The organism is Sorangium sp. So ce448 (assembly GCF_051520915.1).
Taxonomy (GTDB): domain Bacteria; phylum Myxococcota_A; class Polyangia; order Polyangiales; family Polyangiaceae; genus Sorangium; species Sorangium cellulosum_B.
On record NZ_CP150343.1, the window covers coordinates 9,986,089 to 10,012,269 of the forward strand.

Sequence of the window (26,181 nt, forward strand, 5' to 3'; positions counted from 1 at the left end):
CACCTGCCCGTCCCCGCCCCGCGCGACGAGCCCCCTCCCCGGGGGCCTCCTGGGCGTCAACCAAGCCTCACGCCGCGCTCTCCTACATCCGAACGTTTACGTTGGTGATCGATGGTGGGGTGAAAGGGGCTTCGTGCCCTGCGCGTGACCGAACGAGCTCGGTTAACGCCTGGGCCCCTGGGGCACGCGAAAACAGCGGCCAATTTGGCCCGCCGAGCCGCCTCGAGCGAAGCTGGTGGGATGCGCGCTGCTCTCGATCGGGCCTGGACGACGGGCGAGATTCTTACGCCACGGCTCGACGAGATCCGACGGAGACCGCTCTGCTCGCTCCAGGGCTACAGCGGGTTGAACCGATCGTGTGGAGATGTGTACTTCCCGGCCTCCGTCGAGGAGCTGAGGGTGCTGTTCCGCATGGCGAGGCGGACAGGGCGAAGGATCACGTTCCGCGCCGGAGGCCAGTCGTTCGATGGCCAGGCGCTGAACGACGACATCGTGATCTCGATGCACCACTTCCGATCCATCGAGATCGACACGCAGGGAGCGCGGATGACCGTGGGCGCCGGCGCGACCTGGGGAGCCATCGCCCGCGCGCTCGCGGCCCGCGGCTTCGTGCCCTACACGGTCGTCTCGACGAGCCGCGCCACCGCGGGAGGCACGGTCTCGGGGGACTGCCTCTCGCGCTTCTCGGGCATCGCCAGCAAAGAGGGACACTACGTCGAGCGGCTCTCCCTCCTCTGCCTCGACGGACAGCTGCTCTCCCTCGGCCGCGATGAGGCGACGAGCGCGCTGTTCCACGCGGTGATCGGCGGGCTCGGCTACCTCGGCGCGGTGATCGATGTCACCTACCGCATCGCGCGCGTCGCCCCGGAAGGGACGCCGATCCGGGTCGTCACCCAGGCGACGCGCTGCGCCTCGCTCGAGGAGCTCGCGACGGCGCTCCTCCCACGCGCGGAGCAGCTCCTGCAGTCCGAGGGAGGCACCGCGGACGAGGACGGGTGGATCCCGGAGGCGCTCTTCTCCATCGCCTTCCACACCCTGGAGGGGAGCAGGAGCATGGTCCTCCGGTCGCGGTACGTCCCGGGGACCTCGCACGAGCTCCGCCCGCTGCTGATCCACCGCCCCCGGCACGTTCTCCGCGTCCCGATCGAATGGCTGATGCGCGCCTCCGTGGTGAGCCGGGGCCTCTGGACGCTCATCGACCGCTTCCTCTTCGATGTCTCACGCCCGTACGTCGATGAGCTCATGGGCTACCTGTTCTTCATGGACGGCAACGTCCGCGCGAAGCGCATCGCCCAGACCCTCGGGATGCCCATGCTCACGGTGCAGCAAGCGTTCATGATCCCCTACGACCCGGGCGCCCAGGAGGACAGCCTGCGCCGGCTCGTCGACTTCCTGGGCAAGGTGGATGAGATCGCTGCCCGAGACGGCATACCGCCGCTCCTCCTCGACGTGCTCCACATCCAGGGCGACCAGTTCCTCCTCTCGGCGAACCACGGGACCGACGGGTTCGCGGTGACGCTCGCGTTCGAGGCCTCGGAGGAAGAGAGCGCCCACCGGATCGGCCTTCGCCTCAGCGAGCTCAGCGCGCGCGCGCTCGAGCTCGGCGGCCGCGTCTACCTGGTGAAGAACGTCCACGCGACAGCGGAGCACCTCCAGGCGATGTACGCGCACGCGCTCCCGGAGTTCGTCCGCCTGAAGCGGCTCGTCGATCCCGACGGGCTCCTGCGCAACGAGTTCCTCGAGCGGGTGTTCCCCGCGCACTTCGGCGCGACGCCACGGCCCGTCAGCCCGTGAGCACGGCGCGCCGGCACGGACACTCTCCTTGCTTTCCGGTGAGTTCAAGGCGCGAGGGCGCCGCTCGGGCTGGCGAGAGACGGAACTGCGAGGGCGCGGCGAGATAGAGAGAAGAGCGCTCTCCACGCCCCGCCTCGCCCCGGTCTTCGCCGCGCGCCCAACAACGGCCCGGACAGCGGCGGGGAATCGGTGGTTGGGATCTTGCAGCTCTCGACGTGAGCGACATGAGCTGACGTGAGCGATGTGAGCACGCGTGCGGACGCGTGGCGAACGCGCGGAGGACGCCGGGGCCATGCATGGCAGTCAACAGCGGGATCAGCCCCTGCGTGCGCGCGGCGCGTACGGGTGGGCTCGACGCCTCTCAGCGATGCTGACGCCGCTCGTCCCGCTGGCGGTCAGCGCGTGTCGCGGCGATTGCCCGCGCGTCGAGGCCTCGCAGCAGCGCGTCGAGGCCTCGCAGCAGCGCGCCGAGGACACGCAGCAACGCGCCGGCGCGCCGGCGAGCCCGGCGACGACCGCAAGGCCAGAGAAACGCGATAACCGGTCGAGCCGCGCGGCGACAGCCACCTCCGTCCCGGCGCCCTGGCTGCTCACCATCCAGCCGACCACGGGGGAGGGCGCGAGGATCGCGAGCATGGATATCCGCAGCTTCACGTCCCCGCTCCTGGAGCCGGGCGACGTCATCCTCGCGGTCGACGGGCAGCCGGTCCACTCGCTGGCAGGCCTCGAGGGCTACCTGCGCGCCCGCCTGCCCGGCGACATGGTGGTGCTCACCGTGCTCCGCAACGAGACCACGATCAACTATGCGATGCTCCAGGTGCCGGCCGGCGACGCTCCGGCGCCCCCGTCGGCCGCGGCGACCAGGTCGAGAGGCGGCGGCTGACCGCCTCGCGTCCGCCCGTGGACCCGACCCGGCGCGTGTTCGTCAGGGCGGCGGCGCGCGCTCGACGACGAGCGCCTCGATGCGCGCCGCGAGCGCCTCGATGTCCCCGTCCGTCGTCTGCGGGTTCATGATGACGAGGCGCAGCCACGACTCGCCGCGCAGCGTGGTTCGCGTGATGTAGAAGCTGCCCTCCTCCACGATTTGCCGCCGGACGCGATCCTGCGTCGCCGAGTCGCGGCCGATCCGGAAGCAGAGGATGTTGGCCTGCGGGGCGCCGAAGCACTCGAACGCCGGCCGGCGCGCGAGGAGGCCATGGAAGCGCCGGGCGGCGTCGAAGAGGCGCTCGACGTGCGCGGACAGGCCGGCCTCGCCGACGAGGGCGAGGTTGAAGAACAGCTTGAGCGACAGCTGCGCCTTCGTGCACTCGAACGTGAGCTTGGACAGATCGACGCCCTGCCGCTCGTCGTCGCCGTGAAGGTACGGCGCGTACTGCTCGTAGGTGCCGGCGAGCGCGGCGGGATCCCTGACGAGGACCGCGCAGGCCAGCGTCGATGTGCCGAGCATCTTGTGCATGTCGCAGACGAGCGAGTCGGCGAGCTCGACGCCGTCGAGGAGGTCCCGGTAGCGCTCGGTGAAGCGCGCCGCCGCGCCGTGGGCGCCGTCGACGTGGAGCCAGAGCCCCTCCCGCCGGCAGAACGCGCCGATCTCCCGCAGCGGGTCGAAGGCCCCGTTCGGCGTCGCGCCCGCGTTGGCGACAACGGCGAGCACCCGCTTGCCCGCCCGCTTCACCTCCTCGTACGCCCGCGAGAGCGCACCCGGGACGATCCGCAGCGCGTCGTCCACGGCGACCTTCACGACCGCATCGACGCCGAGGCCCATGATGGCCGCGGCGCGCGCGACCGAATAATGCGCCGCCTCCGAGGCGAGCAGGACGAGGCCAGGCGGGACGCCCGCCTTGAAGCTCCCCGGGGCGACGCGCTCCCTGCACGCGAGCAGCGCGCTCAGGTTGCCCAGGCTCCCGCCGTGGGTGATGACGCCGTCGCCCTCGGCGCCCCAGCCGATCTTGCCGCGCATCCAGCGGAGGAGCCCGCGCTCGATCGCCGTCCCGGCCGGCCCCATTTCATAGACGGCCATGCCGTTGTTCAGGACGCCGTGCACGAGGTCGGCGAGCGACGACGACAGCATCGGCACGGCCACCTGGTGACCGAAGTAGCGGGGATGGTGCAGCCGGTTGCTGTTGTCGAGGACGGTGGCGACGAGGGCGGCGAGATCCGCGCCGCCGTGCGCGACCGTGCGATCGAAGTCGAGCGCGGCGAGGATCTCCTCGATCGATCGTTGCACGAGCACCGGCCCTTCCCGGCGCTGCGCCCTGCGCACGTGATCCGCGAGCAGCGCACCCAGGCGGGCGGCCTCGCGCTCGAGGAAATCGGGGGAGAGCGCGGTCGTCAGCGCGTCCTTCATCGCGTTCGCGCTCCTCGCCCTCTGCCGGGCGCCTTGTCGCCGCCTCGCCTGCCGCTCAGGAACGCGAACGCCTCGTCGACCTGCTCGTCGGTCATCGCGTGCCCGGCGCGCGGCTTGCCGAGCGACCTCGATGGCCACTTCAGCCCGCGGAGCATCTTCGCGAGCGCCACCTGGTCCTTGTGCGCCGGGTCCTTCCCGCCCCAGCCGACGAACACCGGCGCGCGCAGCTTCGTCTGCGCGCCCGCCCGCTGCAGGTAGCGCGCGCCCGAGCCGCCTGCGAACGCCGCGTAGCCGTCGACCGGCAGCCGCCCGCGCATCGCCAGCGACGTCGCGTAGTACGCGCCGTTCGAGAAGCCGAACACGAGCACCCGCTCGAAGCGCGCGCCCGCGCGCCGCTCGAGCTCCGCGCGCGCCGCGTCCCACTCGGCGATCAGGGCGTCCTCGTGGGCCGTCTGCGCGGCGGAGGCGGTGGGCCAGCACCACCAGTCTTCCATCGAATTTGGCATCGAATTTGGACCGATCCCGCGCCGGCCGCGCGGCATCATCACGGCGGCCCCGTGCCGGGCGCCGGCCCGCGCCGCGCCCCGCTGCTGCGCCCATTGCCACCCGGAATCGGGCTGGACGACGCCGTGCAGGAAGATCACGAGCACCCGCGGGCCAGGCGCCGGCCTGGCCGGCAGGAAGGCGCACACATCACCGGGCAGCGACGCGAGCTCGGGCGCACACCAGCGGGCCGCCGCCGGGTCCTGCGGGGGCGCGGCCGCGCTCGCCGCGGGCGCGGCCGCAGGGGGCGCGCTCGCCGTGGGTGCTGCTGCGGAAGGAGCGCTCGCCGCGGGCGCGGCCGCAGGGAGCGGCGAGCTGGTCCCGTCGCCGTTGGCCGAGGCGGGTGCGCCCGCGGCCAGGAGCGCGGCCAGGGACAGCACCGTCACGAGCGAGCGCATGGGCGCGCAATACCATGTCCGCGCTTCCGCCGGGAATACCCCTCGCCGCCTCTCTTTTGCGTCGTTGCCCCGCGTCCTGGCGTCGAGCGCTCACCGCCCGCCGGTGGGTTCAACGCGGGCCGCGCGCGCGGCGTCAGAGCCGCACCTCGATGCCCGCGCCGGACGCGCTCAGCCACGGTGTCACGGAGCCCGCCTTGGTCGTGCTCGGCGCGGGATCCTTCAGCAGCAGGTAGAGCCCGACGCCCACGGTCGCGATGCCGGCGACGCCGAGGACGTCGCCGGCGATCCCCTTGGCCCGCGCGGCGCCCGCGTCCGCGCCTGTGCTCGAGCGCGCATCGCCTGCCTGTTTCAGGCCCGAGAGCCCGAGGATGGCTCCGCCGGCGAAGAGCGCGCCGCCCGCGCCCAGGACGACGAGCGGGAGCGTCCGGCTCGATGATGCATCGGCAGCGCCGGCCACGGGAGGTAAAGCGCCCCCGGCAGCCGAGGCTTGCCTCGTCTCGGTCGTGGCTCGCGCCAGGGCGATCGGGACCTCGACCGAGCTGCCCGCGCCGACGCTGAACCGGGCGACCGCGGCGCGGAACCCCGGAGCGCTCGCCGCGATCTCGTGAGCGCCCGGGTCCAGCTCGATGACCTGACCAGGGGCCGCGCTCAGCGGCCTCCCGTCCATGGCCAGCGTCAGTCCGTCGATCTCGGCAGGCCTGACGGCGATCGTCGCTCGGCCGATGCGCCCCTCGAGCGCGGCGACCGCCTCGCGCGCCGGCACGACGTAGGGAGAGGTCGTCGGCGTCGGCGGCTCGGCCAGGAAGGCGCGAAAGCTGGCGAGCGCCTCGACGAGGTGCCCTGTCTCCTTCTGCGCGACGCCGAGGCTGTAGCGCGTGAGGGGAGCCGCCTTGATCTGGAGCGATCGGGCGTACAGCGCGCGCGCCTCCTCCCAGCGCCCTTGCTTCGCCAGCTTGGCCCCCTGGACGAACAGCACGCGCGCGGACTCCACATCGCCCGCGCCCTGCGCCGACGCGGGAAGCGGAGCCGCGGCCATGAGCAAGGCCGCGGCGAGCGCGACGCCGAGGCGTGTGGATCGCGCTGCGAGGCGCGCGCTCATGAGCACTCTCCTTGCCGGCACTTCGTACGGGCGGGACATCGGTTGTCACAGGCGCCGCAATGAGCGTCGTTGTTCCACAGGTTGGTCTCGCAATGGTGCGCCGCGTCCCCGTCGCAATCGGCGTAATGGCCGTTGCAGGTCGTCTCGGTGCCTGCGCCGCTGCTCGCTGCAGCGCCTCCCGCGCCGCTCCAGCTGCTCGCGCCCTCGCCTCCCGCGCCGCTCCCACCAGCGCCGCCTCCGCTGCCGTCGCCTCCCGCGCCGCTCCCGCCGGCGCCGCCTCCGCCGCCGTCGCCTCCCGCGCCGCTCCCGCCGGCGCCGCTTCCGCTGCCGTCGCCTCCGCCGACGCTCGCGCCAGGACCGCTACCGCCGCTAGCGCCAGCGCCGTTCCCATCGCTCGCACCAGCGCCGCTTCCGCTGCCCTCGCCTGCACTGCTGCTCGGGTCAGGGCCGCTCCCGCTGCTCGGGTCAGGGCCGCTCCCGCTGCTCGGGTCAGGGCCGCTCCCGCTGCTCGGGTCAGGGCCGCTCCCGCTGCTCGGGTCAGGGCCACTCCCGCTGCTCGGGCCAGGGCCACTCCCGCTGCTCGGGCCAGCGCCGCTTCCGCTGCTCGCGCCAGCGCCGCTCCCGCTGCTCGTTCCAGCGCCGCTCCCGCTGCTCGCTCCGGCCCCGCTCCCGCTGCTCGTTCCAGCGCCGCTCCCGCTGCTCACTCCAGTGCCGCTCCCGCTGCTCGCGCTCCCGCTGCCTCCGCTGCTTGTCGCGCTCTCGTCGCCACCGCTGCCCACGGTGGTCCTGCTCGGGCTCGCGCCGCTGCTCCCGATCAGGTCGCCCCCTCCACTCCCATTGCCGGCCTCATCTTCGGGCCCTCCGACGCCCCCTGTTTCATCGGCCTTGTCGGACAGCTCCTCGCTGATCAGAGCGGAGCAGCCTCCCGGCCCGAGCGCCGCCGCAGCGAGCGTGACCAGAAGGAGCAGCAGATCGCCAGAACCACGAAGGGAGCGGTGCTTCACCCCGGGAGTGCGCATGACCACCTCAGAAGTCGGGCGCCGCCGGCAGCGGCATGGACGTGGAGACAGGCCGCGGACGCGGCGACGCAGCTCGCTGAGCGCGCGGCTCGACCACCTGAGCGCGCGGCTCGATCACCTGAGCGCGCGGCTCGGCCACCTGAGCGCGCGGCGCCGTCCGTTGGCCGGTCGGCTCGGCCACCTGAGCGCGCGGCTCCGCAGGCGCCGGCAAGAGCTCATCCCATGGATCGCCCGGCTCCTCCCACGGATCGCTCGGCTCGTCCCGCTCGGCAGGCGCGCTGCCCGCCGCCACGCCCCTCATGGCCGTCTCGGAAGCAGCCGCGCGTCGTGCGCCGGTATCGGTGGGTGCGACGCCGATGGAGGACGCAGCGGACGCCGTCCCCCGCAGCGCTTCCGACGGGCCCAGGGCGACGGCAGGAGCAGCCGCCATGACCGCCGGCCGAGCGGTGTCCGCGCTCGCGCTCCCACCCCGCGCGCCCAGCCCCAGGACGACCACCACAGGCGCGGCGAAGGCGAGGACCCCGGCCACGAGCGCCTTCTGGAGCCACGGCGAGGCCGTGAGCCCGAGCCGAGCTCCTCGCCATGCCTCGGCCATCTTGATGGTGCCGCCCCGGCGCGCGACGGGCGCGGCCGCCGGCGTCGGCAGCGCGCCCGGCGCCTCCCGCGCGCCGGCCGAGAGCTGCGCCGCCACCTCCGCCCCGGAGGCCGCGCCCGCAGGCGCGGCGATCGTAGCCGCATTCTCCGCCGCGAGCGGCGGCTCGGCCCCTCGCGCGAGCCACTGGTGAGCGAGCGACGTGCCCGCCACATCCGCCGTCACCCCGCGCTCGAGCGCCCAGGCAGCAAGCGCGTGGCCGAGCGCGCGCATGCTGGGCCACCGATCGGCCGGCGACTTGGCCAGCCCGCGCTGGAGGATCGCCCACAGCGCCTCGTCGCCGGCGCCGAGCTCTGTCGTCGGCACGGGCTCCTTGCTGAAGATCGCCACGATCACCGCGCTCAGCGTCTCCCCGCTGAACGGCCGCCGCCCGGTGATCATCTCGTACATCACCACGCTGAACGCCCAGACGTCGGCCTGCTCCCCGACGTCCAGCTGGCCGTCGGCCTGCTCCGGCGACATGTACTCCGGGCTGCCGACGATCATCCCTCGCTGCGTGATCGCAGGGCTCGGCGCGTTGGCGAGCTTGGCGATGCCGAAGTCGACGACCTTCGGCACGTGGCCGCCCGCGCCGTCGGGCACGATGAGGATGTTGGCAGGCTTGATGTCGCGATGGACGATGCGCTGCGCGTGGGCCGTCGCGAGCGCACACGCGACCGGCAAGAGCATCTGGACCGCCTGCTCCGCCGGCACACGGCCCCTCGCCTCCAGCCAGCTCGAGAGCGGCGTGCCCTCGAGCAGCTCCATCACAAGGAACGGCTCGCCCGCGTCGGTCTCGCCGAAATCGAACACGCGCACGATCGCCGGATGGCCGAGCTTCGCCGTCGCGCGCGCCTCCCGGAGCAACCGCTCGGCGGCGTGGCCGTCGAGCTGCTCCTCGTGGAGCACCTTGATGGCCACGTCGACGTCGAGCCAAAGGCTGCGCGCGCGCCACACCGTGCCCATGCCCCCCGCGCCCAGCCGGCCCACGATCTGGTACTTGCCCGCGAGGACCTCGCCCACGGCGCGCTCCCTCTGCGGTGATCCACGGACGCTGGACGAGACGCCCCCCGTGCTCTCATCGCCTCTCCCGGCGAGCGCGAGCCATCCGCTCTGGCCGGGGACATGGTGCTCGTCCATCATGGGTCGCCCTCCTGGAAAGCAAGCGGCGAACCAGGAGCCGTCTCCTCACCTCCTCCGGCGCCTGCGCGACCCCCCAGCCCACGTCCCGCCGCGCGCGCGGCGTCCGGCGAGCTCGACGCTCGCCCGCGCGCCCTCGGGACAAGACGACAAGACGAGCACGGATCCCCTTTTCCGGCGGGGAATCGGCCGCGCGCATCGGTCACGCTGAGGCAATTTGCACCAAGGCATTGCGCGGAGGAGCGAGGCGCCCGCCGTGATGCTCGGCAAAGCCTCGCTCCCGGCCTCATCGATTCGATCCGGAGATCGTCGGATCGATCCCGGCGAGCGCGCGCAGCGCCCGGGGCCGCGCAGCTGCGCTCTCACCCGTGCACGTGCACCGCGGTCTGTCTCGTCAGGACGGCGGCCGAGTGTCCCGCGTGCAGCGTGTACACGCCGGGCTCCACCTGCCATCGGCCTGCCGCCCAGTGCGCGAAGGCCCGCGGCTCGACGGTGACGGCGACGTCGACCGTCTGATCGGGCTCGGCCTCGACGGACGCGAAGCCGGCCAGCCAGAGCGCGGGGCGCTCGACCTCGGAGTCCGGCCGCGACAGGTAGAGCTGGACCACGTGGCGCCCGCGGCGCGTCCCGACGTTGCGCACGCGCACCCGCGCCTCGACCGCCGCGCCGGCGGCGACGCTCGGCGCTTCCACGTCGAGGATCTCCCACCGCGTGTAGCCCAGGCCGTGCCCGAACGGGTAGGCCGGGGTGACGCCGGCGCGCGCCCAGGCCCGGTACCCGATGTGCAGGCCCTCGGCATAGACCAGCTTGCCGTTCTCGGGCTTCGTCGAGAGCACGGGCACGTCCTCCGCGCGCGCGGGCCAGGTCGTGGGCAGGCGGCCACCGGGCTCCACGGCGCCGAGCAGCACGTCGGCGGCGGCGGCGCCGAACTCCTGGCCCGGGAACCACGTGAGGAGCACCGCGGCCACCTCGTCGCGCCACGGCGTCGTCACCGGCCCGCCGGAGTTCACAAGCACGATCGTCCGGGGGCTCACGGCCGCGACGGCGCTGATCAGCTCGTCCTGGCGGCCGGGGAGCCCGAGCGTGGTCCGGTCGAAGCCCTCGCTCTCGATCGTCTCGGTGGTGCCGACGACCACGATCGCGACGTCGGCGGAGCGCGCGAGCTCCACGGCGCGCGCCAGCTCCTCCTCGTCGGACAGCGCCGGAACCTCGGCCCCCAGGGAGAACGCCACCGCGAGCGTGCCCACGGGGACGGTGTGCGTCAGGGCGAGATCGATCTCCTGGCCGGCGGCCAGGGACAGCTCGGCCGCCCGCTGCGGCGGGGCGAGCAGGGCCGCGGCCATGTCGTCCTTGTCCGGCAAGAGCGCCTCGTCGAAGAGGACCTGCCCGCCAGCGGTGAGGCGGTAGACGCCCACGCCGGCCACGCCGATCCGGTAGAGCCCGGCCTCGGCGGCGCGGAACCGCGCCGTCACCTCGATCGTCGCGGCCTCGTTCGCGCGCTGATCCCCGATGAACGTGAGGCGCCCGACGTCGCGGTGCTCCTCGTGCAGGACGCCGCCCTTCTCGTCGAGGAGCCGCACGCGGACGCCGTGCTGGCCGCTCACGGGGTCGACGACCTGGTCCCCGGCCACCGGCACGAGCCCTTCGTGGATGCGGGTGCCGACGGCGTGGAGCACCTCGGCGCGCCGGCCGAGCGCGGCGCGCAGCCCTTCCAGCGGCGAGACCGCGTAGTGCGGGTGGACGCTCGCGCTGCCGCCGCCCTGGATCCGCCCCGCCGCGGCGCTCGGGCCGATCACGGCGATGCGCCGCAGGCTGGCCGCGTCGAGCGGGAGCGCGTCGCCCTGGTTGCGCACGAGCACCATGCCGGCCGCGGCGGCCTCGCGGGCGAGCGTCCCGGCCTCGGCGCTGGAGAGCGGGGCCGGGGCGGGCGCGGCCGGCGCGACGCCCTCGAGGGCGCCGACCCGGGCGGCGAGGCGCAGCAGGCGGCGGACCTTGTCGTCGATGGCCTTCTCGGGCACCGCGCCGCGACGGACGGCGGCGACGAGCGCCTCGCCCCACGGCCCTCCCGGGCCCGGCATGGCGAGGTCCAGCGCCGCGCGCGCCGCGGCCTCGGTGGAGCGGGTCGCCGTCCAGTCGGAGACCACGACGCCGTCGAAGCCCCACTCGTCCTCGAGCGGCGACGCGAGCAGCGGGCTCTCTGTCAGGGTCACCCCGTTGACGGCGTTGTACGAGGCCATCACGAGCCACGCGCCCGCGCCGGTGATCATCCGCTCGAAGGGCGCGAGGTAGAGCTCGCGCAGCGTGCGCTCATCGACCCGGACGTCGACCGTGAACCGCTCGGTCTCCGAGTCGTTGGCGACGTAGTGCTTGGGCGTTGCGCCGACGCCGTGGGCCTGCATCCCTCGGACGTAGGCGGCGCCGATCCGGCCGGTCAGCAGGGGATCTTCCGAGAAGCACTCGAAGTGCCTGCCACCGAGCGGGCTGCGGTGCAGGTTGACGGTCGGCCCCAGGACGACGTCGACGCCCTTGCGCCGCGCCTCCGACGCCAGCGCGGCGCCGACGCGCTCCAGCAAAGCCTCGTCCCATGTGGCCGCGAGGGCGGTGGAGGAAGGGAGGCACACCGAGGGGTCGCGCTCGTCCCAGCGCTCGCCGCGCACGCCGACCGGGCCATCCGAGACGACCATGCGGCGCAGGCCGATCGCGGGCTCGGGGTGCGTGCTCCAGAAATCGGCGCCCGTGAGCAGGCGGACCTTCTGCTCGAGCGACAGCGCGGCGAGGGCGTCCGCCACCCGCCGTTCGACGGCCTCGGGCAGGTGATCGGTCTTCTGGGGACGAGCAGAGTTCGAGTCGGCGACGGCCATGGCCCCTCCTGAAAGCGCAGAGACGCCGCCGGAGGCGGCGCGAGCACGGTACTTACAAGGTCAGGGAAACGCCAGGTTTACAGGAGCGTCACGGCCGCCGGTGAGCTCGCGCTCCGCCGAGATGTGGAGAGGGCCACCACCTGGATGGCTCCTCCCGGGGTTTCCGATGGCGGCCGGCATCGCCGTCGATGCCGGCCGGTCCAGCTGCACCCGAGCCCGCTCGTGGGGGCCTCCCACCGGGCGCGCTATCCCTTCGCGGGCGCGGGGACCGCCGCCTCGGGCGCCGTCGAGCGCTGGTAGCGGCGGATCGCCGCTTCCCCGATCGCCCGGGAGACGGCCGTCGCGGCGAGCGCCCCCGTCGCCACCGCGAAGGCCGGATTCAAGCTCACCGCGAGGACGGCCACCGGCGCGGCGGCGCTGGCGGCACAAGCCGCCACCACGGCCGCGAGCTCCTTGACGCGCTCGGATTCGTCGATGTCCTTCCCGAAGAGCAGGGCTATCTCGAGGACCAGGTAAAGGTGCATCCTGGTAAGGATCGATGTGCCTGCGACGAACCCCACGCCTTCGTACACGATGCCGAACCCAGGGATGATGGAGGGCACATGGACGACGCCGCCCGCGGCGAAAGAGATCGCCTTGGTCGATGCGATCAGCCGGCGCGCCTGCTGCTCCGGCGACTCGTCTGGATACATGCGCCGCACGCGAGCCACCACGGACTGGATACGGGACTTTCGAAGCCTCAGGATGAAGTAGAAAAAATCATCGGCGAACAGGCTTTGCTGACCCGTTTGCTGCTGCCCGACGGCCATGTGTACCCCACTTGCAGGAATGCCTCGCGCGGATTCTGCCCTGACCAAGAGGTCATTGGCGAAACGCCATGATTATACACGCTGGCGGCTACGGCTGCCGCAGGAGCGGCCAGGCGCTGTCGAGGCAAGCCCGCGCAGCCGGCCGGGACATCGCAGGCCACGGCCCGAACTCCGTACACGTTGCGCCTGCCGCCGTCCTCGGCGACGCGTCGTGATGTCAACGAGGTCGAGCTCCGCGAGCCCGCTGTCGCGCATGTCCCGAAGTTCGGGCCCATCCTCGCCTCGTGGCCGGGTTCGATGGCGTCCCGATGGTTGAGCTCGGCGAGCCTATTCGAGATCGAGTTGGGCCGCCGCGCGCGGCAGACGCGTGCCAGGATGGAGCGCATGGCCGCCAGGGATCGATTCGCAGCCGGTCAGGCCCCCACGCTGCGGCGGGCGCTCGGCGTGCGCGTCATCATCGTCTACAAGCTCGCCAAATCTGTGTTGCAGATCGTGCTGGCGATCGCGATCTTCCTCCTGGCCTCGTCCGGGCTCGCCGCCAGGGCTCACGCGTTCGCGGTCACGCTGGGCAGGGAGAGCGCGAGCGCCTGGAGCGCCGCGCTGATGGACGTGGTCTCGAAGGCGACGACGCCGCACGGCGCCCACGTCGTAAGCGCCGCGCTCGCGGCGGACTCCCTGCTCAGCTTCATCGAGGGCTCGTCCCTCCGCCGTGGCTACAGGTGGGCCCCCTGGCTGGTCGTCGGAGCGACAGCCTCGCTCGTCCCCTTCGAGATCATGGACCTCGTCCGCCATGGATGGCGGCTGACGCGCATCGTCATCCTGGTGATCAACATCGTCATCGTGGCCTATCTGAGCCGACGCGCTCGGCGCGAGCACCGGAGCTGCTCGGCAACCACAGGCGACGACGCGACACTCGCCCCTGGTGCCGACGAGCGGACGACGGAAGGTTAACCATCCCGCCAGCTCAACGAACCGCGGGGCGATGTCGAGCGCGCCGACCGTTGCGCAGGGATGGCAACGGCGCGATGCTCGCCGTCCCTCGAGCGAGGCCGCTGCCATGACCCTCTCCACCGTGCTCCGCGTCCTCGGCCGCAAAGACGGCGAGGTCCACAGCGTGTTCCGCGCCGGGTCGCGCGTGTACGGCACCGCGTCCGCGACGTCGGACGAGGATTTCGTCGCCGTCCTCGCGCGGCGCGACGCGCGGCAGGACCTCGCCTTTGCGCCGGGCGTCAACGTCGTCGTCCACGGCCTCGACACCTTCCGCGACGCCATCGCCGAGCACAGCGTCTTCGCGCTCGAGTGCCTGTTCCTGGCGCCCGAGCACCGGCTCAAGGAAGGAAGGCCGCCCTTCCCGTTCAAGCTCGACAGGAAGAAGCTCGCCGCGTCGGCCGCGAGCCGCTCCGCGTCCGACTTCAAGAAGGCCGGCGCCCGCTTCGACGACGAGCCGGAGGCCTCGAAGAAGAAGCTCTTCCACGCCCTCCGGGTGCCGCTCTTCGCCGTGCAGATCGCCGAGTCCGGCGTCCTCCACGATTACGGCGCCGCGAACCCGTACTGGCGCGAGATCGTCGCGGACGAGCGCCTCGACTGGGAGGAGTACCGCAAGGCCTACGGCCCGATCCGCGAAGGCCTCTGCGATCGGCTCGCGGCGCTGGCTTCACGGCGGTGACGCGTCGACGGGCGCCGGGGCGAGGCGCTGGGGCCGGATCTCCTGGTGCATCCAGTGCTCGTCCGTCTGCACGTGCCCGCGCCGCACCCACTTGGCGAGGCGCCGCTGGAACGCCGCGTCCGGGAACTCGCCGGCGGCCCGCACGACCACCCCCTCGCGCGGGCCGCCGAACGCCGAGGGTTCCCGCGCGAGCGCGGTCGTCAGCGCCTCGAGCTCGCGCTCGCCCTCGACGGTGCCGCGGAACAGGACAGGCACCGTGGGGAGCCCCAGATCGTTCGCCTGGGCCACGACCATGTCCCACTCCCAGAAGAGGCCCCGCACGTCGTCCCGCACGCCGAAGACCAGCGAATACCCCGGGAGCGCCTCGTACTCGATGGAGTGGACCGCATAGCAATACTCGCAGAAGAGCGACATGCCCTCCGAGAGCAGGTGCGCGATGCTCGCGTGCGTGGCCTTCGCCAGGTCGAAGCTCGGGTGGGACGGAGGGCCCGAGTGCGAGCGGGAGAAGACGCTCGCCCGCGTGTACGTGAGGTTGCTCCCGTCGCACTTCTCGGTGATGACGATCTCGACGCCGAGCAGCCCCGACACGTCTGCCATCCGCTTGTCGTCGGACGTTCCGCCGGGGGACCACGGCAGGTGGAACGAGCGAGGGTATTTGGCGGACATGGCGGCGCCAGGGTAGCACCGGCGTCCTTTCGCGGACATGCTACGGCCCTCACGCGCGCTGCGCGTCGCGCGGCGCCGAACGCGGAGCCGACCGCGCGCTCGCCAGGGGTCCTCCGTCATGTCCTCCGCGTCGTCGCTCCTCGACCTGCTCACGCCCGATCCGGGGCATGTCCCCTGGAACGAGCTCCAGGTCTTCGACTGGGTCCGCGCGCTCGAGGCTTGCCCGCAAGACCCGATCCACCACGCCGAGGGCAACGTCTGGATCCACACCCGCATGGTGCTCGAGACGCTCCTCGGGCTGCCCGAGTGGCAGGCGCTGCCGGCCGAGGAGCAGCGCGTCGTGTACCTCGCGTGCCTCCTCCACGACGTGGCGAAGCCGGCGACCACCCGCGAGGAGGACGGGCGGATCACGGCGAAGGGCCACTCTCGCGCGGGGGAGCTCCTCGCGCGCCGCCTGCTCTGGGAGCTCGGCGCGCCGTTCGCGCTGCGCGAGCAGGTGTGCGCGCTCGTGCGCTATCACCAGATCCCGTTCTATCTCATCGAGCGCGACGACGCGCGGCGCGTCGCCGCCGAGATCAGCCTCCACGCGCGCTGCGACCTGCTCGCGCTCGTGGCCGAGGCCGACATCCGAGGGCGCGTCTGCGCGGACATGGGGCGCGTCGTCGACAACATCGAGCTCTTCCGCGAGTTCTGTCGCGAGGAGGGGTGTTACACCGCGCCGCGGTCCTTCGCCTCGGCGCACACGCGCTTCGTGTACTTCCGCTCCGATCCCGCCGGCGGGCGCCACCCGGACGTCGAGGTCTACGACGACACGCGCTCCGAGGTCGTGGTGATGAGCGGGCTCCCGGGCGCCGGGAAGGACACCTATGTTCGCCACCACCTCGCCGACTGGCCGGTCGTCTCCCTGGACGCGCTGCGGAGCGAGCTGGAGATCGATCCGGCGGACACGCAGGGACAGGTGGTCCAGGCCGCGCGCGAGCGGGCGAAGGAATACCTGCGGCGCGGCGAGCGGTTCGTGTGGAACGCGACGAACCTCTCGCGGCAGCGGCGCGGCCCGCTGCTGCAGATGGCGGCCGACTACGGGGCGAAGATCCGCGTCGTTTACGTGGAGGTGCCTGCATCGACGCTGTTCGCGCAGAACCGGGCGCGGGAGGCGGCGGTGCCGGAGGCCGTCATCCGCCGGATGATCGAGCGCTGGGAGATCCCGGCGAAGACCGAGGCCCACGAGGTGGTGCTCGCGGTGCGCTGACGCCTGACGTCCCCTGCCCTCGTGCCGGAGCCGCCGCGGGGAGCGGCACGGGTCGGCCGGCTGCGCCCGCACGCGGCATGGGGTACGCTGCGCCTGGAGCGACGTATGCCCTTCCAGAGCGAGAATTCATTCATCCCGATTCCCCCGCCCGGCGAGGACGAGCTCCCGTACGACGATGGAGAGCCGATGGAATCCGAGCGCCACCGCGCGCAGATGGACCTGCTCATCGAGGTGCTGAAGCTGTTCTGGCGCGACCGCGACGACGTCTACGTCGGCGGCAACATGGCCATCTATTTCAGCGAGCTGCAGGCGAAGAAGAACGACTTCCGAGGCCCCGACGTGTTCGTGGTGCTCGACACCAACAGGCGCGAGCGCAAGTCCTGGGTCGTCTGGCAGGAGGACGGGAGGACGCCCGACGTGGTGATCGAGCTGCTCTCCGAGAGCACCCAGGCCGTCGATCGCGGCGACAAGATGCGGATCTACGCGAAGCTCCTGCACGTGCCGGAGTACTACCTGTTCGATCCGTTCTCGGGCGTGCTCGAGGCGTATGTGCTCGATCGAGCCACGCGGTCCTACCTGCCGATGCCGCCCGAGACGAACGGCGATGTCGTGAGCGCGTGCCTCGGCCTGCGCCTCGGGGTGCGCCACGGCACCTACCGCGGCCTCGCCATCGACTGGCTGCGCTGGATCGATGCCCATGGGCGCGTGCTGCAGACCGGCGAAGAGCAGGCTCGCGCCGCCGAAGAGCAGGCTCGCGCCGCCAGCGATGAGGCGAAGCAGCTCGCCGCCCGGCTCGCGGCGTACGAGAAGCAGTTCGGTCCGCTGCCCGGCGGCGGATCGAGCTAGCGGCCGCCCGGCCGCCGGACGCCATGGGTCATCCCCAGCCGACCCGCTCGCCCCGCCCGAAGCCCGGCGCCAGCATCGCCGCCCATCGCGCCGGGCTCTTGATCCGCTCCCGCGCCATCACCGCGTCCGCCACGAGGAGCCGCTGGAGCCCCTTCTCCCCGCCGAGCAGCTCGCCCGCCTGGCGCCGCGCCGCCGCCGCATAGAGCGGCATATCCGCCGCGTCGAACCCGGCCGCCGCCGCCTCCAGCTGCGCGATCGCCCCCTCCCTGTCGCCGCGCAGCTCGGCCGCGCCCGCGCGGATCAGCGGCACGAACGGGTCCGACCACGCCGTCTTCTCCCGGGCGAGCGCCGCGGCGTCCCGGAGCGCCGCCTGGATCAGCGGCTCCGGCTCGGGCGCCGCCTCGGCCACGGCGAGCGCCGTGCACGCGCGCTCGACGTGGGCCATCACCCGGCTGTTCTGCATCAGCAGCAGCATCGAGCCCTCGATCCTCGGCCAGGCGTCCGTGAGGCGCTTCATCGCGGCGCCGGCGCGGCCCGCGTACCGGTCGACGTAGGTCTCGCCGAGCAGCCCGACGAAATGCTCGAGGTGGAACCCCGACGTCGTCCACCTCGACAGCGCCTCCGCGATCGCGCCGCGCGCGCCCGCCACGTCGTCCGACGCGAGCGCCACCCACGTCGCCTGCACGCTGAAGATCGCCACCGCGTAGAGATCCCCCCGCTGCTCGGCGGCGCGGAGCACCGCCGGCGTCGTCCGCGCGAGCGCGTCGATCTGCCCGCGGTAGTACCGCGCCCACGACGCCATCAGCTGCGTCGTCGCGAGCTCCCAGGACACGCCGGCGCAGCGGTCGCGCAGGAGCTCGTCGGCGACCTCGTACCACGCGGACGCCGCCTTCCAGCGCCCGGCCGTGAACGCCTCGAGCATGCCCGACACCATCATCGACAGGCCGAGGAGGTGCGGGCTGTCCAGCCGCTCCGAGAGCGCCCGCACCGCGGCGACGAGTTCCTCCGCGCGCGCCCGGCCCGGCGCCCCCATCATGCACGCGGACGAGGCCTCGAACGCGAGCGCGCGGCCGACGCGGTACGGCTCGCCGGCCCGCAGCGCGAGCAGCAGGGCGCGCGCCGAGAACTCGGCGGAGCGGACCATGTCGACGCCGGACAGCCCCACCGTCACCGTCCAGCAGGCGTCGATGCGCGCGAGGTCCTCCGGCCGCACCTCCGCCTCGGACCGCTCGCGGAACCGGAGGCCCCTGAGGCGCAGCTCCGCCCGGTGCAGGAGCAGCGCCACCAGCGCGCGCCGCGGCGTCTCCGGGAACGACAGGCCGACGGCCCGGAGGACGGCGCGGACGAGCTCGATCCCCTCGTCGATGTGCCCGCTCCGCAGGTAGTGCTCCGCGGCCCGCCGGCGGAGCTCGAGCGAGCGCGCGCCGTCCGCCCCCTCCGCCGCCGCCGCGTAGATCCTCGCCGCCTCGGCGCTCTTGCCCGCGTTGACGAGGGCGTCGGCGCACCGCACGCCGAGCGCGCGCCGCTCGGCCTCGGGGACATCCGCCTCGCGCGAGCGCAGGCCGAGCGCGAGCTCGTAGAGCCGCGCCGCGCGCTCGAACGCGAGCGCCTCCGCCGCCTCCTCGGCCGCGCGCTCGGCGAGCCGCCCCGCCCGCGCCGCGTCCCCCGCGCCCAGCCAGTGCCGCGAGAGCGCCTCCGCGTCCGCCGTCCCCAGCGCCTCAAGCGCCCGCCCCAGCCTCCGGTGCCGCGCCGCGAGCTGCTCCGGGCCGAGCCGGCCGACCACGGCCGCGCGCACCCTGTCGTGCGACGCCTCGACGAGCTCGCCCTCGCCGGCGCGCCGCGCGGCGATCAGGTCCTCCATGAGCAGCAGCGTCATCGCCGGGGCAAGCTCGTCGTCGCGGAGCTTCGCCGCCCGCGCCACGACCGCCGCGTCGATCGGCTCCCCGGCGACAGCGATCACCTCCAGCAGCCGGAGCGCGTGCTCCGGCAGGCGGCGGAGCCGCGCGTCGAGCGCCCTGCCCCACGCGGCGTCGCCCCGGGCGCCGTCCTCGCCCGAGAGCTCCTGCGCGTCGCGGGCGAGCTCGCCGAGCAGCCGCGGGTTGCCCCGCGAGGCGCGGGCGATGGCGTCCGCCCGCGCGCGGGTCACGTCGTCGCGCGCGAAGAGGAGCGCGAGCGAGAGCTCCTCGGCCTCGAGCGGCGAGAGCGGGCCGACCGCGATCTCGCGCAGCTCGCCGTCCCGGCGCGCCGACTCGATCCGCCCCCGCGCGCCGGCGGTCTCGGCCTCGGCGTCCCGGCGCTCGAGGCCCATCCCGTCGAGCAGCGCGCGGAGCGGCGCGCTCGTGGCGACGTCCTCGTCCCGGAAGCTGCCGAGGAACATCATCGCGGGCGCGTCGGGGGGCCGCGTGAGCTCGAGCAGGAGCGCCACGCTGTCGACGTCGCTCCACTGCAGGTCCTCGATCGCCACGACGAGCGGGCTGCGCTCGGCGATGCGCCAGAGCAGCTGGCGGAGCGCGGCGAAGCCGCGCTGCCGCAGCTCCTGCGCGTCGGGCGACTCGCACGCGCGCGGCGCCGACGCGACGGCCGGCACGCTCGAGAGCACCGGGAACACCCGCGCGAGCGCGCGGACGTCGCGCGGCAGGAGGCGCTCCACATCATCGCGCGAGACCCGCCGGAGGAAGCGGCTCAGCGCCTCCATCACGCCCCCGAACGCCTTGTAGGACTCGGCCGCCGCGAGCGCGCAGCGCCCCCGCAGGATGACCGGCCCCTTGTCGCGGCGGAGCCCCATCAAGAAGTGGTGGATGAGCGCGCTCTTGCCCATGCCCGCGGCGCCGTGGACGAGCACGGCGACGGGCCGCTCCAGCACGAGGACCTCGGCGGCGCGCTGGAGGGCGCGCAGGTGCGGGCGGCGGCCGATGAAGTGCTCGATCGTCGGCGGCGCGGGCGGGAGCAGCGCGCTCGCCCGCGCGGCCTCGGCGCTCGCAGGCGCGGCCTCGACGCTCCCCGGCGCGGGCTCCGCGCCCTCCAGCGGGGGCTCGGCGCCCTCAGGGTCCTGCCGCTCCGCGCCCTCCACGCCGCGCCACCGTCACTTCTTGCTCAGGAACGCATCCATCGCGCGCCGGTGCTCCGGGCCGTTCCACTGCTCGGCGAACGCCCGTCGCTCGACCTCGGCGGCGGAGGCGCGCAGCGCCTCGCGCACCTTGTGCAGGGACCGCTTCATGGCCGCGACCGACGCGCGCGGCCCCTCGGCGATGCGGCCGACCTGCGCGATCGCCCGGCTCCGCGCCGCGCCGGTGGGGACGACCTCGCTCACGAGGCCGACGCGGAGCGCCTCGGCGGCGTCGATCCTCTCCGCCGTCAGGAGCAGCCGCGCCGCCGCGAGCGGCCCCACCCGCTCGCAGAGCCGCGTCAGCCCGCCCCAGGCCGGGGACAGGCCCATCTTGACGTGCCGGAACGAGAGCGCGGCGTGCTCCTCGACGACGACGAAATCGCAGAGCAGCAAGAGCTCGCAGCCGCCGCCCAGCGCGTCGCCCTGCACGGCGGCGACGATCGGCACCTCGCTCTCCTCGAAGGCCGCGAGGCCCTCGAACAGCCGGAGGACGTCGCCCCCCTCCGCGCCGCCGGCGGCGAGCGCGTGGAGCTCGCGGATGTCGCCGCCCGCCACGAAGACGTCGCTGCTCGTCGCGGTGAGCACGACGCCGCGCACGCGCGGGTCGGCGCTGGCACGGCGGATCGCCTCGCCGAGGCGGCCCGCGAAGTCGCTGTCGATGGCGTTCCTGCGCTCGGGACGATCGATGGTCAGGACGACCGCATCGCCGGCCGCCTCGACCCGCAAGGTCACGAGAGGGCCCTCCGCGCGCCCCTCCCGCCGGTGAGCGCCGCGGCCTTCCCGCGGCTCGCGCCCGCCCCGTTCTCCGCCGCCGCGCGGCTCAGCCGCCGCGGCGCCGGCATGCGCTCGTCGTGGATCACCTCGGCGATCCGCGCCTCGAGCGTGCGGCGGCTGAGGCCGCGCTGCTCCGCCGCGTACCGCTCGGCGTAGCTGATGATCGCGCCCGCGACGTCGACGCCGCTCGCGCGCTCGATCCCCTCCAGGCCGGGCGAGCTGTTGATCTCGAGGATCTTGGGCCCGGAGCGCGCCTCGAGCATGTCGACGCCGGCGACCTCTAGGCCCATCGCCTTCGCGGCGCGCATCGCGACGCTCCGGTAGGCGCGCGGCAGCTTCACCCGGTCGCCCTTGCCGCCGCGGTGGAGGTTCGAGCGGAACTCCCCCGGCTTGGCGACGCGGCGCATCGAGGCGACCACGCGGCCGCCGACGACGATGACCCGGATGTCGCGCCCCTTCGACTCGCGCACGTACTCCTGGAGCACGATGTCCTGGCCCATGGCCCAGAACGTCTCGAGCAACGCGTGCACGGCGTGGGGCGTCTCGGCGAGCATGGTGCCGATGCCCTGGGTCCCCTGCTGGAGCTTCACGATCGCGGGGCAGCCGCCGACGAGCGAGAGCGCCGCCTCGACGCCGGCCGGGCTCCGGGCGCACACGGTGATCGGCACGTTGAGCTTGCGGCGCGTGAGCAGCTGGAGCGCGCGCAGCTTGTCGCGGCTCCTCGCGATCGAGACGGCGCCGTTCAGGACGGGGACGCCCATGAGATCGAACTGACGGACGACGGCGAGGCCGTAGTTCGTGATGCTGGCGCCGATGCGCGGGATCACGATGTCGAAGCGGGGCACCGCCGAACCACCGACGAGCAACGACGGGCGGCCGCGCGACACGACGATCTGGAAATCGAGCGGATCGATGACGCTGACGTCGTGACCACGCGCGCGCCCCGCGAGCACGATCCGGCTCGTCGAATAGAGGGACGCGTTGCGGGACAGGACGAGGAGTCGCATGTGGCCCGGAGGCTAGCAGAGCCGGCAGACTGCGTGGATGGATGCGCGCGCCGATTCATTTTTCGCTCTTCGGCGGTTCTTCTGACGCTCGCGACGCCCGCGCCGCTCGCGCCGCGGCCTGCACGGTCGCGCGCCGCGCCATCGGCCCTCGTTTTCCATGGGGCTCCGCGCGGCCCGTTCGGCGGACCAGGCGCGGCAGAAGCGCGGAGGGGCAGCGCTTGCGCTGGAAAATGTTTCGTGTACGAATCATCTCGGTCGTGCCGGCGAGGAGGGGTTCGCGATGTGGCAGCCGTTCACGGAAGAACATCAGCAGTTCAGGAAGACGGTGCGGGCCTTCGCAGAGAAGGAGCTCGCCCCTCATGTGGAGGAGTGGGAGTCGTCGGAGTGCTTTCCCAGCTGGGTGTTCAAGCGCGCCGGCGAGCTCGGGATCCTGGGCGCGCACTTCCCGGAGGAGCACGGCGGCGCCGGGCTCGACTACTGGTTCTCGGCGGCCAAGGCCGAGGAGCTCGTGCGCTGCACGATGGCGGGGGTCTCGATGGGGCTGCTCGTGCAGAGCGACATGGCGACCCCGGTGATCAGCGACATCGGCACGAAGGAGCAGATCGAGGAGTTCCTCAAGCCGGCGCTCGCGGGCGACAAGATCGCCGCGCTGGGCGTCTCCGAGCCGGCGGCCGGCAGCGACGTGGCCGGGATCCGGACGATCGCGCGCAAGGACGGCGATGATTACGTGCTGAACGGGCAGAAGACGTTCATCACGAACGGGACGCGCGCGGATTTCGTGACGCTGCTCGCCAAGACGTCGCCGGACAGGGGCGCCCACGGCTGCTCGTTCTTCCTCGTGCCGACGGCGCTCCGCGGCTTCAACGTCGCGAAGAAGCTGAAGAAGATCGGCAACAAGTCCTCGGACACAGCGGAGCTCTTCCTGGAGGACGTGCGGGTGCCGGGGCGCTACCTGCTCGGCGAGCCCGATCAGGGCTTCGCGTACCTGATGCAGAACTTCCAGACCGAGCGGCTGGTCGCTGCGGTGAGCGCGATCGCGAGCTCGTTCATGACGCTCGACGGCACGGTCGAGTACGGTCGCGAGCGGGTGGCGTTCGGCAAGCCGATCATCAAGCGCGAGTCGTGGCAGCACAAGCTCGTGGACCTGTACACGCGCTGCGAGGCGGCGCGCGCGTTCGCCTACAAGTGCGTCGACCACTACAACGACGAGCGGTACGTGCGGAAGGTGCCGATCAGCTTCGACACGGTGAAGCTCATCTCCATGGCGAAGATCCTGGCCGGCGACGTGGCGAACGACGTCGTGGACACGTGCCTGCAGTTCCACGGAGGCTGGGGCTACATCGAGGACTTCCCGATCGCGCGCGCCTGGCGCGACCAGCGGCTCCTCCGCATCGGCGGCGGGACGACCGAGACGATGAAGTACTACCTGGCGAAGCTGATGAACTTCTGAGCGCCGCCGCGGCCCGGCGGCTCGCCGCGAACCGATGCCCTCGGACACAAAAGCGCGCCGGTCGAAAAAAAGTAGAGACAAGCGGTGCGAGAGGCTGTAGATATGCCGCTCCCAACGACCGGGGCTGTAGCTCAGCTGGGAGAGCGCATGACTGGCAGTCATGAGGTCAGGGGTTCGATCCCCCTCAGCTCCACCGATAGGACCGAAGGACTCCTGTTTCTGTAAGGAGTCCGCAGCGCCGTGCCCGCTCGCCGGCGTGTCGGAGTAGAGAACCCGGACATGGCTCTCTCGCCTCACTGGGTCTTCCCGGAGCTCGACGCGAGCGCGGTGAGCGCGGCGCGGGCGCGGCAAGACACGCTGACCAAGCCGCGCGGCAGCCTCGGCGTGCTCGAGGATCTCGCCGTGGCGCTCGCCGGCATCCAGGGCGGGGCGCCCGCGAGCCGGCCAGCGGCGGCGGTGCTCTTCGCCGCCGATCACCCCGTCGCCCGGCACGGCGTGTCGGCGTACCCGCCAGAGGTCACGGCGGCGATGGTGGCGAACTTCGTGCGCGGCGGCGCCGCCGCCAGCGTCCTCTGCCGGAACCTCGGTGTCGATCTGCGGGTCGTGGACGTCGGGGTCGCCCACCCGTACGAGGGCGTCGACGGCGGCGACGGCGCGCGGCTGCGGCGCGATCCGGTCGCCGACGATCCCATCGGCGACCTGCGGATCGAGGACGCGCTCTCGGAGGCTGTCTACGAGCGCGCGCTCCGCGCGGGCGCCGCGGAGATCGACGCGCTCGGCGGCGACACGCGCGTCGTCCTGCTCGGCGACATGGGCATCGGCAACACGACGGCGGCGGCGGCCATCACGGCGCTGCTCCTCGGGATCGCGCCGGAGGACGTCGTCGGGGCGGGGACCGGCGTCTCCGGCGACGCGCTGTCGCGCAAGATCGAGGTCGTGCGCGACGCGACGCGACGCGCGCGGGAGGTCTCGGGCGTCCAGCGCACCGACCCGCACCGCGTCGTGCAGGCGGTCGGCGGGAAGGAGATCGCCGCGCTGGTGGGCGCCATGGCGCGGGCGATCGAGCGGCGCATGGCGGTGCTCGTCGACGGCTTCATCGTCTCGACGGCGGCGCTCGCGCTCGTCCGGATATGCGCCGAGGCGCGGTCGGGCATGATCTTCGCCCACCGCTCGGCCGAGCGCGGCCACGCCCACGTCCTCGCGGCGCTCGACGCGCGCCCGTTGCTGGACCTCGGGATGCGGCTCGGTGAGGCGAGCGCGGCGCTGGCCGCGCTGCCCCTCCTCGACGCGGCCTGCGCCCTCCACGCCGGCATGGCGACGTTCGCGAGCGCGAGCGTGCCGGATCGCGCGCGGCCCGGGACTCCATGACGACGCCGCCGGTGCTGCGCGGCGCCCGCGCAGCGGCGACCTTCCTCACGCGCGTCCCGGTCGGCGGCTTCCCCTACGCCGAGGCGGACTGGCGCTGGGCCTCTGCCTGGTTCCCGTTCGTGGGCGCCGCGCTCGGCGCCGTCCAGGCCGCGGTGTGGCTGCTCGTCGATCGGAGCGGCGCGCTCGTCGCGGCGAGCGTCACCGTGGCCCTCGGGCTGCTGCTGACCGGGGCGTTCCACGAGGACGGCCTCGCGGACACGGCCGACGCGCTCGGCGGCGCGCTCGATCGCGCGCGGATCTTCGAGATCCTCAAGGACAGCCGCATCGGCGCGTTCGGCGCGGCGGCGCTCGTCGTGGTCCTCGTGCTGCGCGTCGCCCTGCTCGCGCGGCTCGACGCCGCGGCGCCCGTCGCCCTCGTGCTGACGCAGTGCCTCTCGCGCACCCCGCCGATCTGGCTGATGGTCGCGCTGCCCTACGTGACCCAGAGCGGCTCGCGCAGCCGCCCGGTGGCGCAGGCGGCGCTCCCGCAGGCGCTGCTCGGCTCGCTCTGGCCGGCGCTCGCGCTCGCCGCGGCGCACGCCGCCGGGGCCCTCACGGCGGCCGAGGCGGCGGGCATGCTCGTCGCGGCGGCCGCCGCCTCGGCGATCTGCGGCTTCCGCTTCCACGCCCGCGCCGGCGGGCTCACGGGCGACTTCCTGGGCGCTGCGCAGCAGATCGCCGAGTGCGCCGCGCTGCTCGCCCTCGCGCTCGTGCGGGGCGGCTGAGCCGCGGGCGCGCGTGGATCCCCTCACCCACGGCCTCATCGCCTTCCGCCACGCCCCCGTCGCGCTCTCCGGCGTCTGCTACGGCCGCCTCGACGTCGCCGCGGAGCTCCCCCCCGAGGCTGCAGCGGCCGCGATCGAGCGCGCGCTCCGCGAGCTCTGCGTCCGCCCCGGCGTGGTCTGGTCGTCGCCGCTCTCCCGCTGCGCGCTCCCGGCCGCCGAGCTCGCGGCGCGCCTCGGGGTGCCGCGCGCGATCGACGATCGCCTGCTCGAGATCTCCTACGGCGCGTGGGAGGGGCGCGCCTTCTCGGACGTCGAGCGCGACGACCCGGCCGCGTACGCCGCGTGGCTCGACGGCTGGGAGCGCGTCGGGCCGCCCGGGGGCGAGTCGGCGCTCGAGGTCGAGTCCAGGGTGCGGTCGTTCTGGCGCGAGATCGGCGCCCCGCGCGGCGTGGACGGCTCGGCCGGCGCGGACGTCGCGTCCCGCGCGCATCCGCACCTCCTTGTCGCGCACGCAGGGGTGCTGCGCGCGCTCCGGGTCGTCGCGTGCGGCGCCAGCTGGCCCGCGGCGATGAGCGCGCCGGTCCCTCACCTCGCGGCCGAGCGCTTCCCTCTCCCTGCGTCCGCCCTTTCGCTGGCGGACCCCTGAG

21 protein-coding genes and 1 tRNA gene are annotated in these 26,181 nt (G+C 73.5%); 11 read left to right on the forward strand and 11 right to left on the reverse strand.

The genetic code is table 11. From position 1 onward, the window contains the following. The first annotated feature begins 240 nt into the window (after positions 1 to 240). Together WMF45_RS37695 and WMF45_RS37700 are read left to right on the forward strand one after the other, a co-directional pair. Complete coding sequence (locus tag WMF45_RS37695; RefSeq protein WP_437710698.1) at positions 241 to 1,794, forward strand: FAD-binding oxidoreductase; 1,554 nt, start codon at positions 241 to 243, stop codon at positions 1,792 to 1,794. Between the two features lie 367 nt (positions 1,795 to 2,161). Then, a complete protein-coding gene (locus WMF45_RS37700; protein WP_437710699.1) occupies positions 2,162 to 2,677 on the forward strand; it encodes a PDZ domain-containing protein in 516 nt (171 codons plus the stop codon). A 42-nt stretch (positions 2,678 to 2,719) separates the two neighbouring features. Here the strand turns inward: WMF45_RS37700 and WMF45_RS37705 are convergent, their stop codons facing one another. From WMF45_RS37705 to WMF45_RS37735, 7 genes are all read right to left on the reverse strand, one after another. Next, complete coding sequence (locus WMF45_RS37705) at positions 2,720 to 4,138, reverse strand: pyridoxal phosphate-dependent decarboxylase family protein (protein ID WP_437710701.1); 1,419 nt, start codon at positions 4,136 to 4,138, stop codon at positions 2,720 to 2,722. Beyond that, positions 4,135 to 5,079, reverse strand: coding sequence for an alpha/beta hydrolase (locus WMF45_RS37710; protein WP_437710703.1), 945 nt, complete (start codon positions 5,077 to 5,079; stop codon positions 4,135 to 4,137). Before WMF45_RS37710 ends, WMF45_RS37705 begins: the two co-directional genes overlap by 4 nt. 133 nt (positions 5,080 to 5,212) lie before the next feature. Next, complete coding sequence (locus WMF45_RS37715) at positions 5,213 to 6,178, reverse strand: hypothetical protein (protein ID WP_437710705.1); 966 nt, start codon at positions 6,176 to 6,178, stop codon at positions 5,213 to 5,215. Further along, positions 6,175 to 7,197: a hypothetical protein gene (locus tag WMF45_RS37720; protein WP_437710707.1), complete on the reverse strand. Its 1,023-nt coding sequence runs from the start codon at positions 7,195 to 7,197 to the stop codon at positions 6,175 to 6,177. The genes WMF45_RS37715 and WMF45_RS37720 overlap by 4 nt, the downstream gene beginning before the upstream one ends. Positions 7,198 to 7,204: 7 nt before the next feature. Then, complete coding sequence (locus WMF45_RS37725) at positions 7,205 to 8,971, reverse strand: protein kinase domain-containing protein (RefSeq protein ID WP_437710709.1); 1,767 nt, start codon at positions 8,969 to 8,971, stop codon at positions 7,205 to 7,207. Between the two features lie 359 nt (positions 8,972 to 9,330). Beyond that, positions 9,331 to 11,829 carry a beta-glucosidase gene (locus WMF45_RS37730; protein WP_437710711.1) on the reverse strand — a complete coding sequence of 833 codons (2,499 nt, stop codon included), beginning with the start codon at positions 11,827 to 11,829 and terminating at the stop codon, positions 9,331 to 9,333. A gap of 245 nt (positions 11,830 to 12,074) precedes the next feature. Then, positions 12,075 to 12,638, reverse strand: a complete 564-nt coding sequence (locus WMF45_RS37735) for a hypothetical protein (RefSeq protein WP_437710713.1) — start codon at positions 12,636 to 12,638, stop codon at positions 12,075 to 12,077. Between the two features lie 384 nt (positions 12,639 to 13,022). Between WMF45_RS37735 and WMF45_RS37740 the strand changes: the two genes are divergently transcribed. Together WMF45_RS37740 and WMF45_RS37745 are read left to right on the forward strand one after the other, a co-directional pair. Next, positions 13,023 to 13,589, forward strand: coding sequence for a DUF2127 domain-containing protein (locus WMF45_RS37740; protein WP_437710715.1), 567 nt, complete (start codon positions 13,023 to 13,025; stop codon positions 13,587 to 13,589). 106 nt (positions 13,590 to 13,695) lie between these two features. Further along, complete coding sequence (locus WMF45_RS37745; RefSeq protein ID WP_437710717.1) at positions 13,696 to 14,304, forward strand: hypothetical protein; 609 nt, start codon at positions 13,696 to 13,698, stop codon at positions 14,302 to 14,304. Here the strand turns inward: WMF45_RS37745 and WMF45_RS37750 are convergent. Next, the gene (locus WMF45_RS37750) at positions 14,293 to 14,970 is read right to left on the reverse strand and encodes an RNA ligase family protein (protein WP_437710719.1); all 678 of its coding nucleotides are present in this window, start codon (positions 14,968 to 14,970) and stop codon (positions 14,293 to 14,295) included. The genes WMF45_RS37745 and WMF45_RS37750 overlap by 12 nt on opposite strands. A gap of 118 nt (positions 14,971 to 15,088) precedes the next feature. Here WMF45_RS37750 and WMF45_RS37755 point away from each other — a divergent pair, with 118 nt between their 5' ends. Next, positions 15,089 to 16,219, forward strand: a complete 1,131-nt coding sequence (locus WMF45_RS37755) for an AAA family ATPase (RefSeq protein WP_437710721.1) — start codon at positions 15,089 to 15,091, stop codon at positions 16,217 to 16,219. A 105-nt stretch (positions 16,220 to 16,324) separates the two neighbouring features. Beyond that, entirely contained in the window at positions 16,325 to 17,065 is a 741-nt protein-coding gene (locus tag WMF45_RS37760) for a Uma2 family endonuclease (protein WP_437710723.1), read from the forward strand. Between the two features lie 28 nt (positions 17,066 to 17,093). Here WMF45_RS37760 and WMF45_RS37765 read toward each other — a convergent pair whose 3' ends face one another. The 3 genes from WMF45_RS37765 to WMF45_RS37775 are packed head-to-tail and all read right to left on the reverse strand — an operon-like array spanning position 17,094 to position 21,952. Next, positions 17,094 to 20,135 carry an ATP-binding protein gene (locus WMF45_RS37765; RefSeq protein WP_437710725.1) on the reverse strand — a complete coding sequence of 1,014 codons (3,042 nt, stop codon included), beginning with the start codon at positions 20,133 to 20,135 and terminating at the stop codon, positions 17,094 to 17,096. Between the two features lie 12 nt (positions 20,136 to 20,147). Next, a complete protein-coding gene (locus WMF45_RS37770) occupies positions 20,148 to 20,903 on the reverse strand; it encodes an enoyl-CoA hydratase/isomerase family protein (protein WP_437710727.1) in 756 nt (251 codons plus the stop codon). Continuing rightward, positions 20,900 to 21,952, reverse strand: coding sequence for a RimK family alpha-L-glutamate ligase (locus tag WMF45_RS37775; protein WP_437710729.1), 1,053 nt, complete (start codon positions 21,950 to 21,952; stop codon positions 20,900 to 20,902). The genes WMF45_RS37770 and WMF45_RS37775 overlap by 4 nt, the downstream gene beginning before the upstream one ends. Before the next feature lie 280 nt (positions 21,953 to 22,232). Here WMF45_RS37775 and WMF45_RS37780 point away from each other — a divergent pair, with 280 nt between their 5' ends. The 5 genes from WMF45_RS37780 to WMF45_RS37800 all read left to right on the forward strand — a co-directional run bounded on the left by WMF45_RS37780 (position 22,233) and on the right by WMF45_RS37800 (position 26,180). Beyond that, entirely contained in the window at positions 22,233 to 23,402 is a 1,170-nt protein-coding gene (locus WMF45_RS37780; RefSeq protein ID WP_437710731.1) for an acyl-CoA dehydrogenase family protein, read from the forward strand. 120 nt (positions 23,403 to 23,522) lie between these two features. Continuing rightward, positions 23,523 to 23,595: transfer RNA gene (locus WMF45_RS37785), tRNA-Ala, on the forward strand. 86 nt (positions 23,596 to 23,681) lie between these two features. Continuing rightward, positions 23,682 to 24,770, forward strand: a complete 1,089-nt coding sequence (gene cobT, locus WMF45_RS37790; RefSeq protein ID WP_437710733.1) for a nicotinate-nucleotide--dimethylbenzimidazole phosphoribosyltransferase — start codon at positions 23,682 to 23,684, stop codon at positions 24,768 to 24,770. Continuing rightward, a complete protein-coding gene (locus WMF45_RS37795; protein WP_437710735.1) occupies positions 24,767 to 25,534 on the forward strand; it encodes an adenosylcobinamide-GDP ribazoletransferase in 768 nt (255 codons plus the stop codon). Before cobT ends, WMF45_RS37795 begins: the two co-directional genes overlap by 4 nt. Positions 25,535 to 25,547: 13 nt before the next feature. Next, the gene (locus WMF45_RS37800) at positions 25,548 to 26,180 is read left to right on the forward strand and encodes a histidine phosphatase family protein (RefSeq protein WP_437710737.1); all 633 of its coding nucleotides are present in this window, start codon (positions 25,548 to 25,550) and stop codon (positions 26,178 to 26,180) included. Position 26,181: the final 1 nt, after the last annotated feature.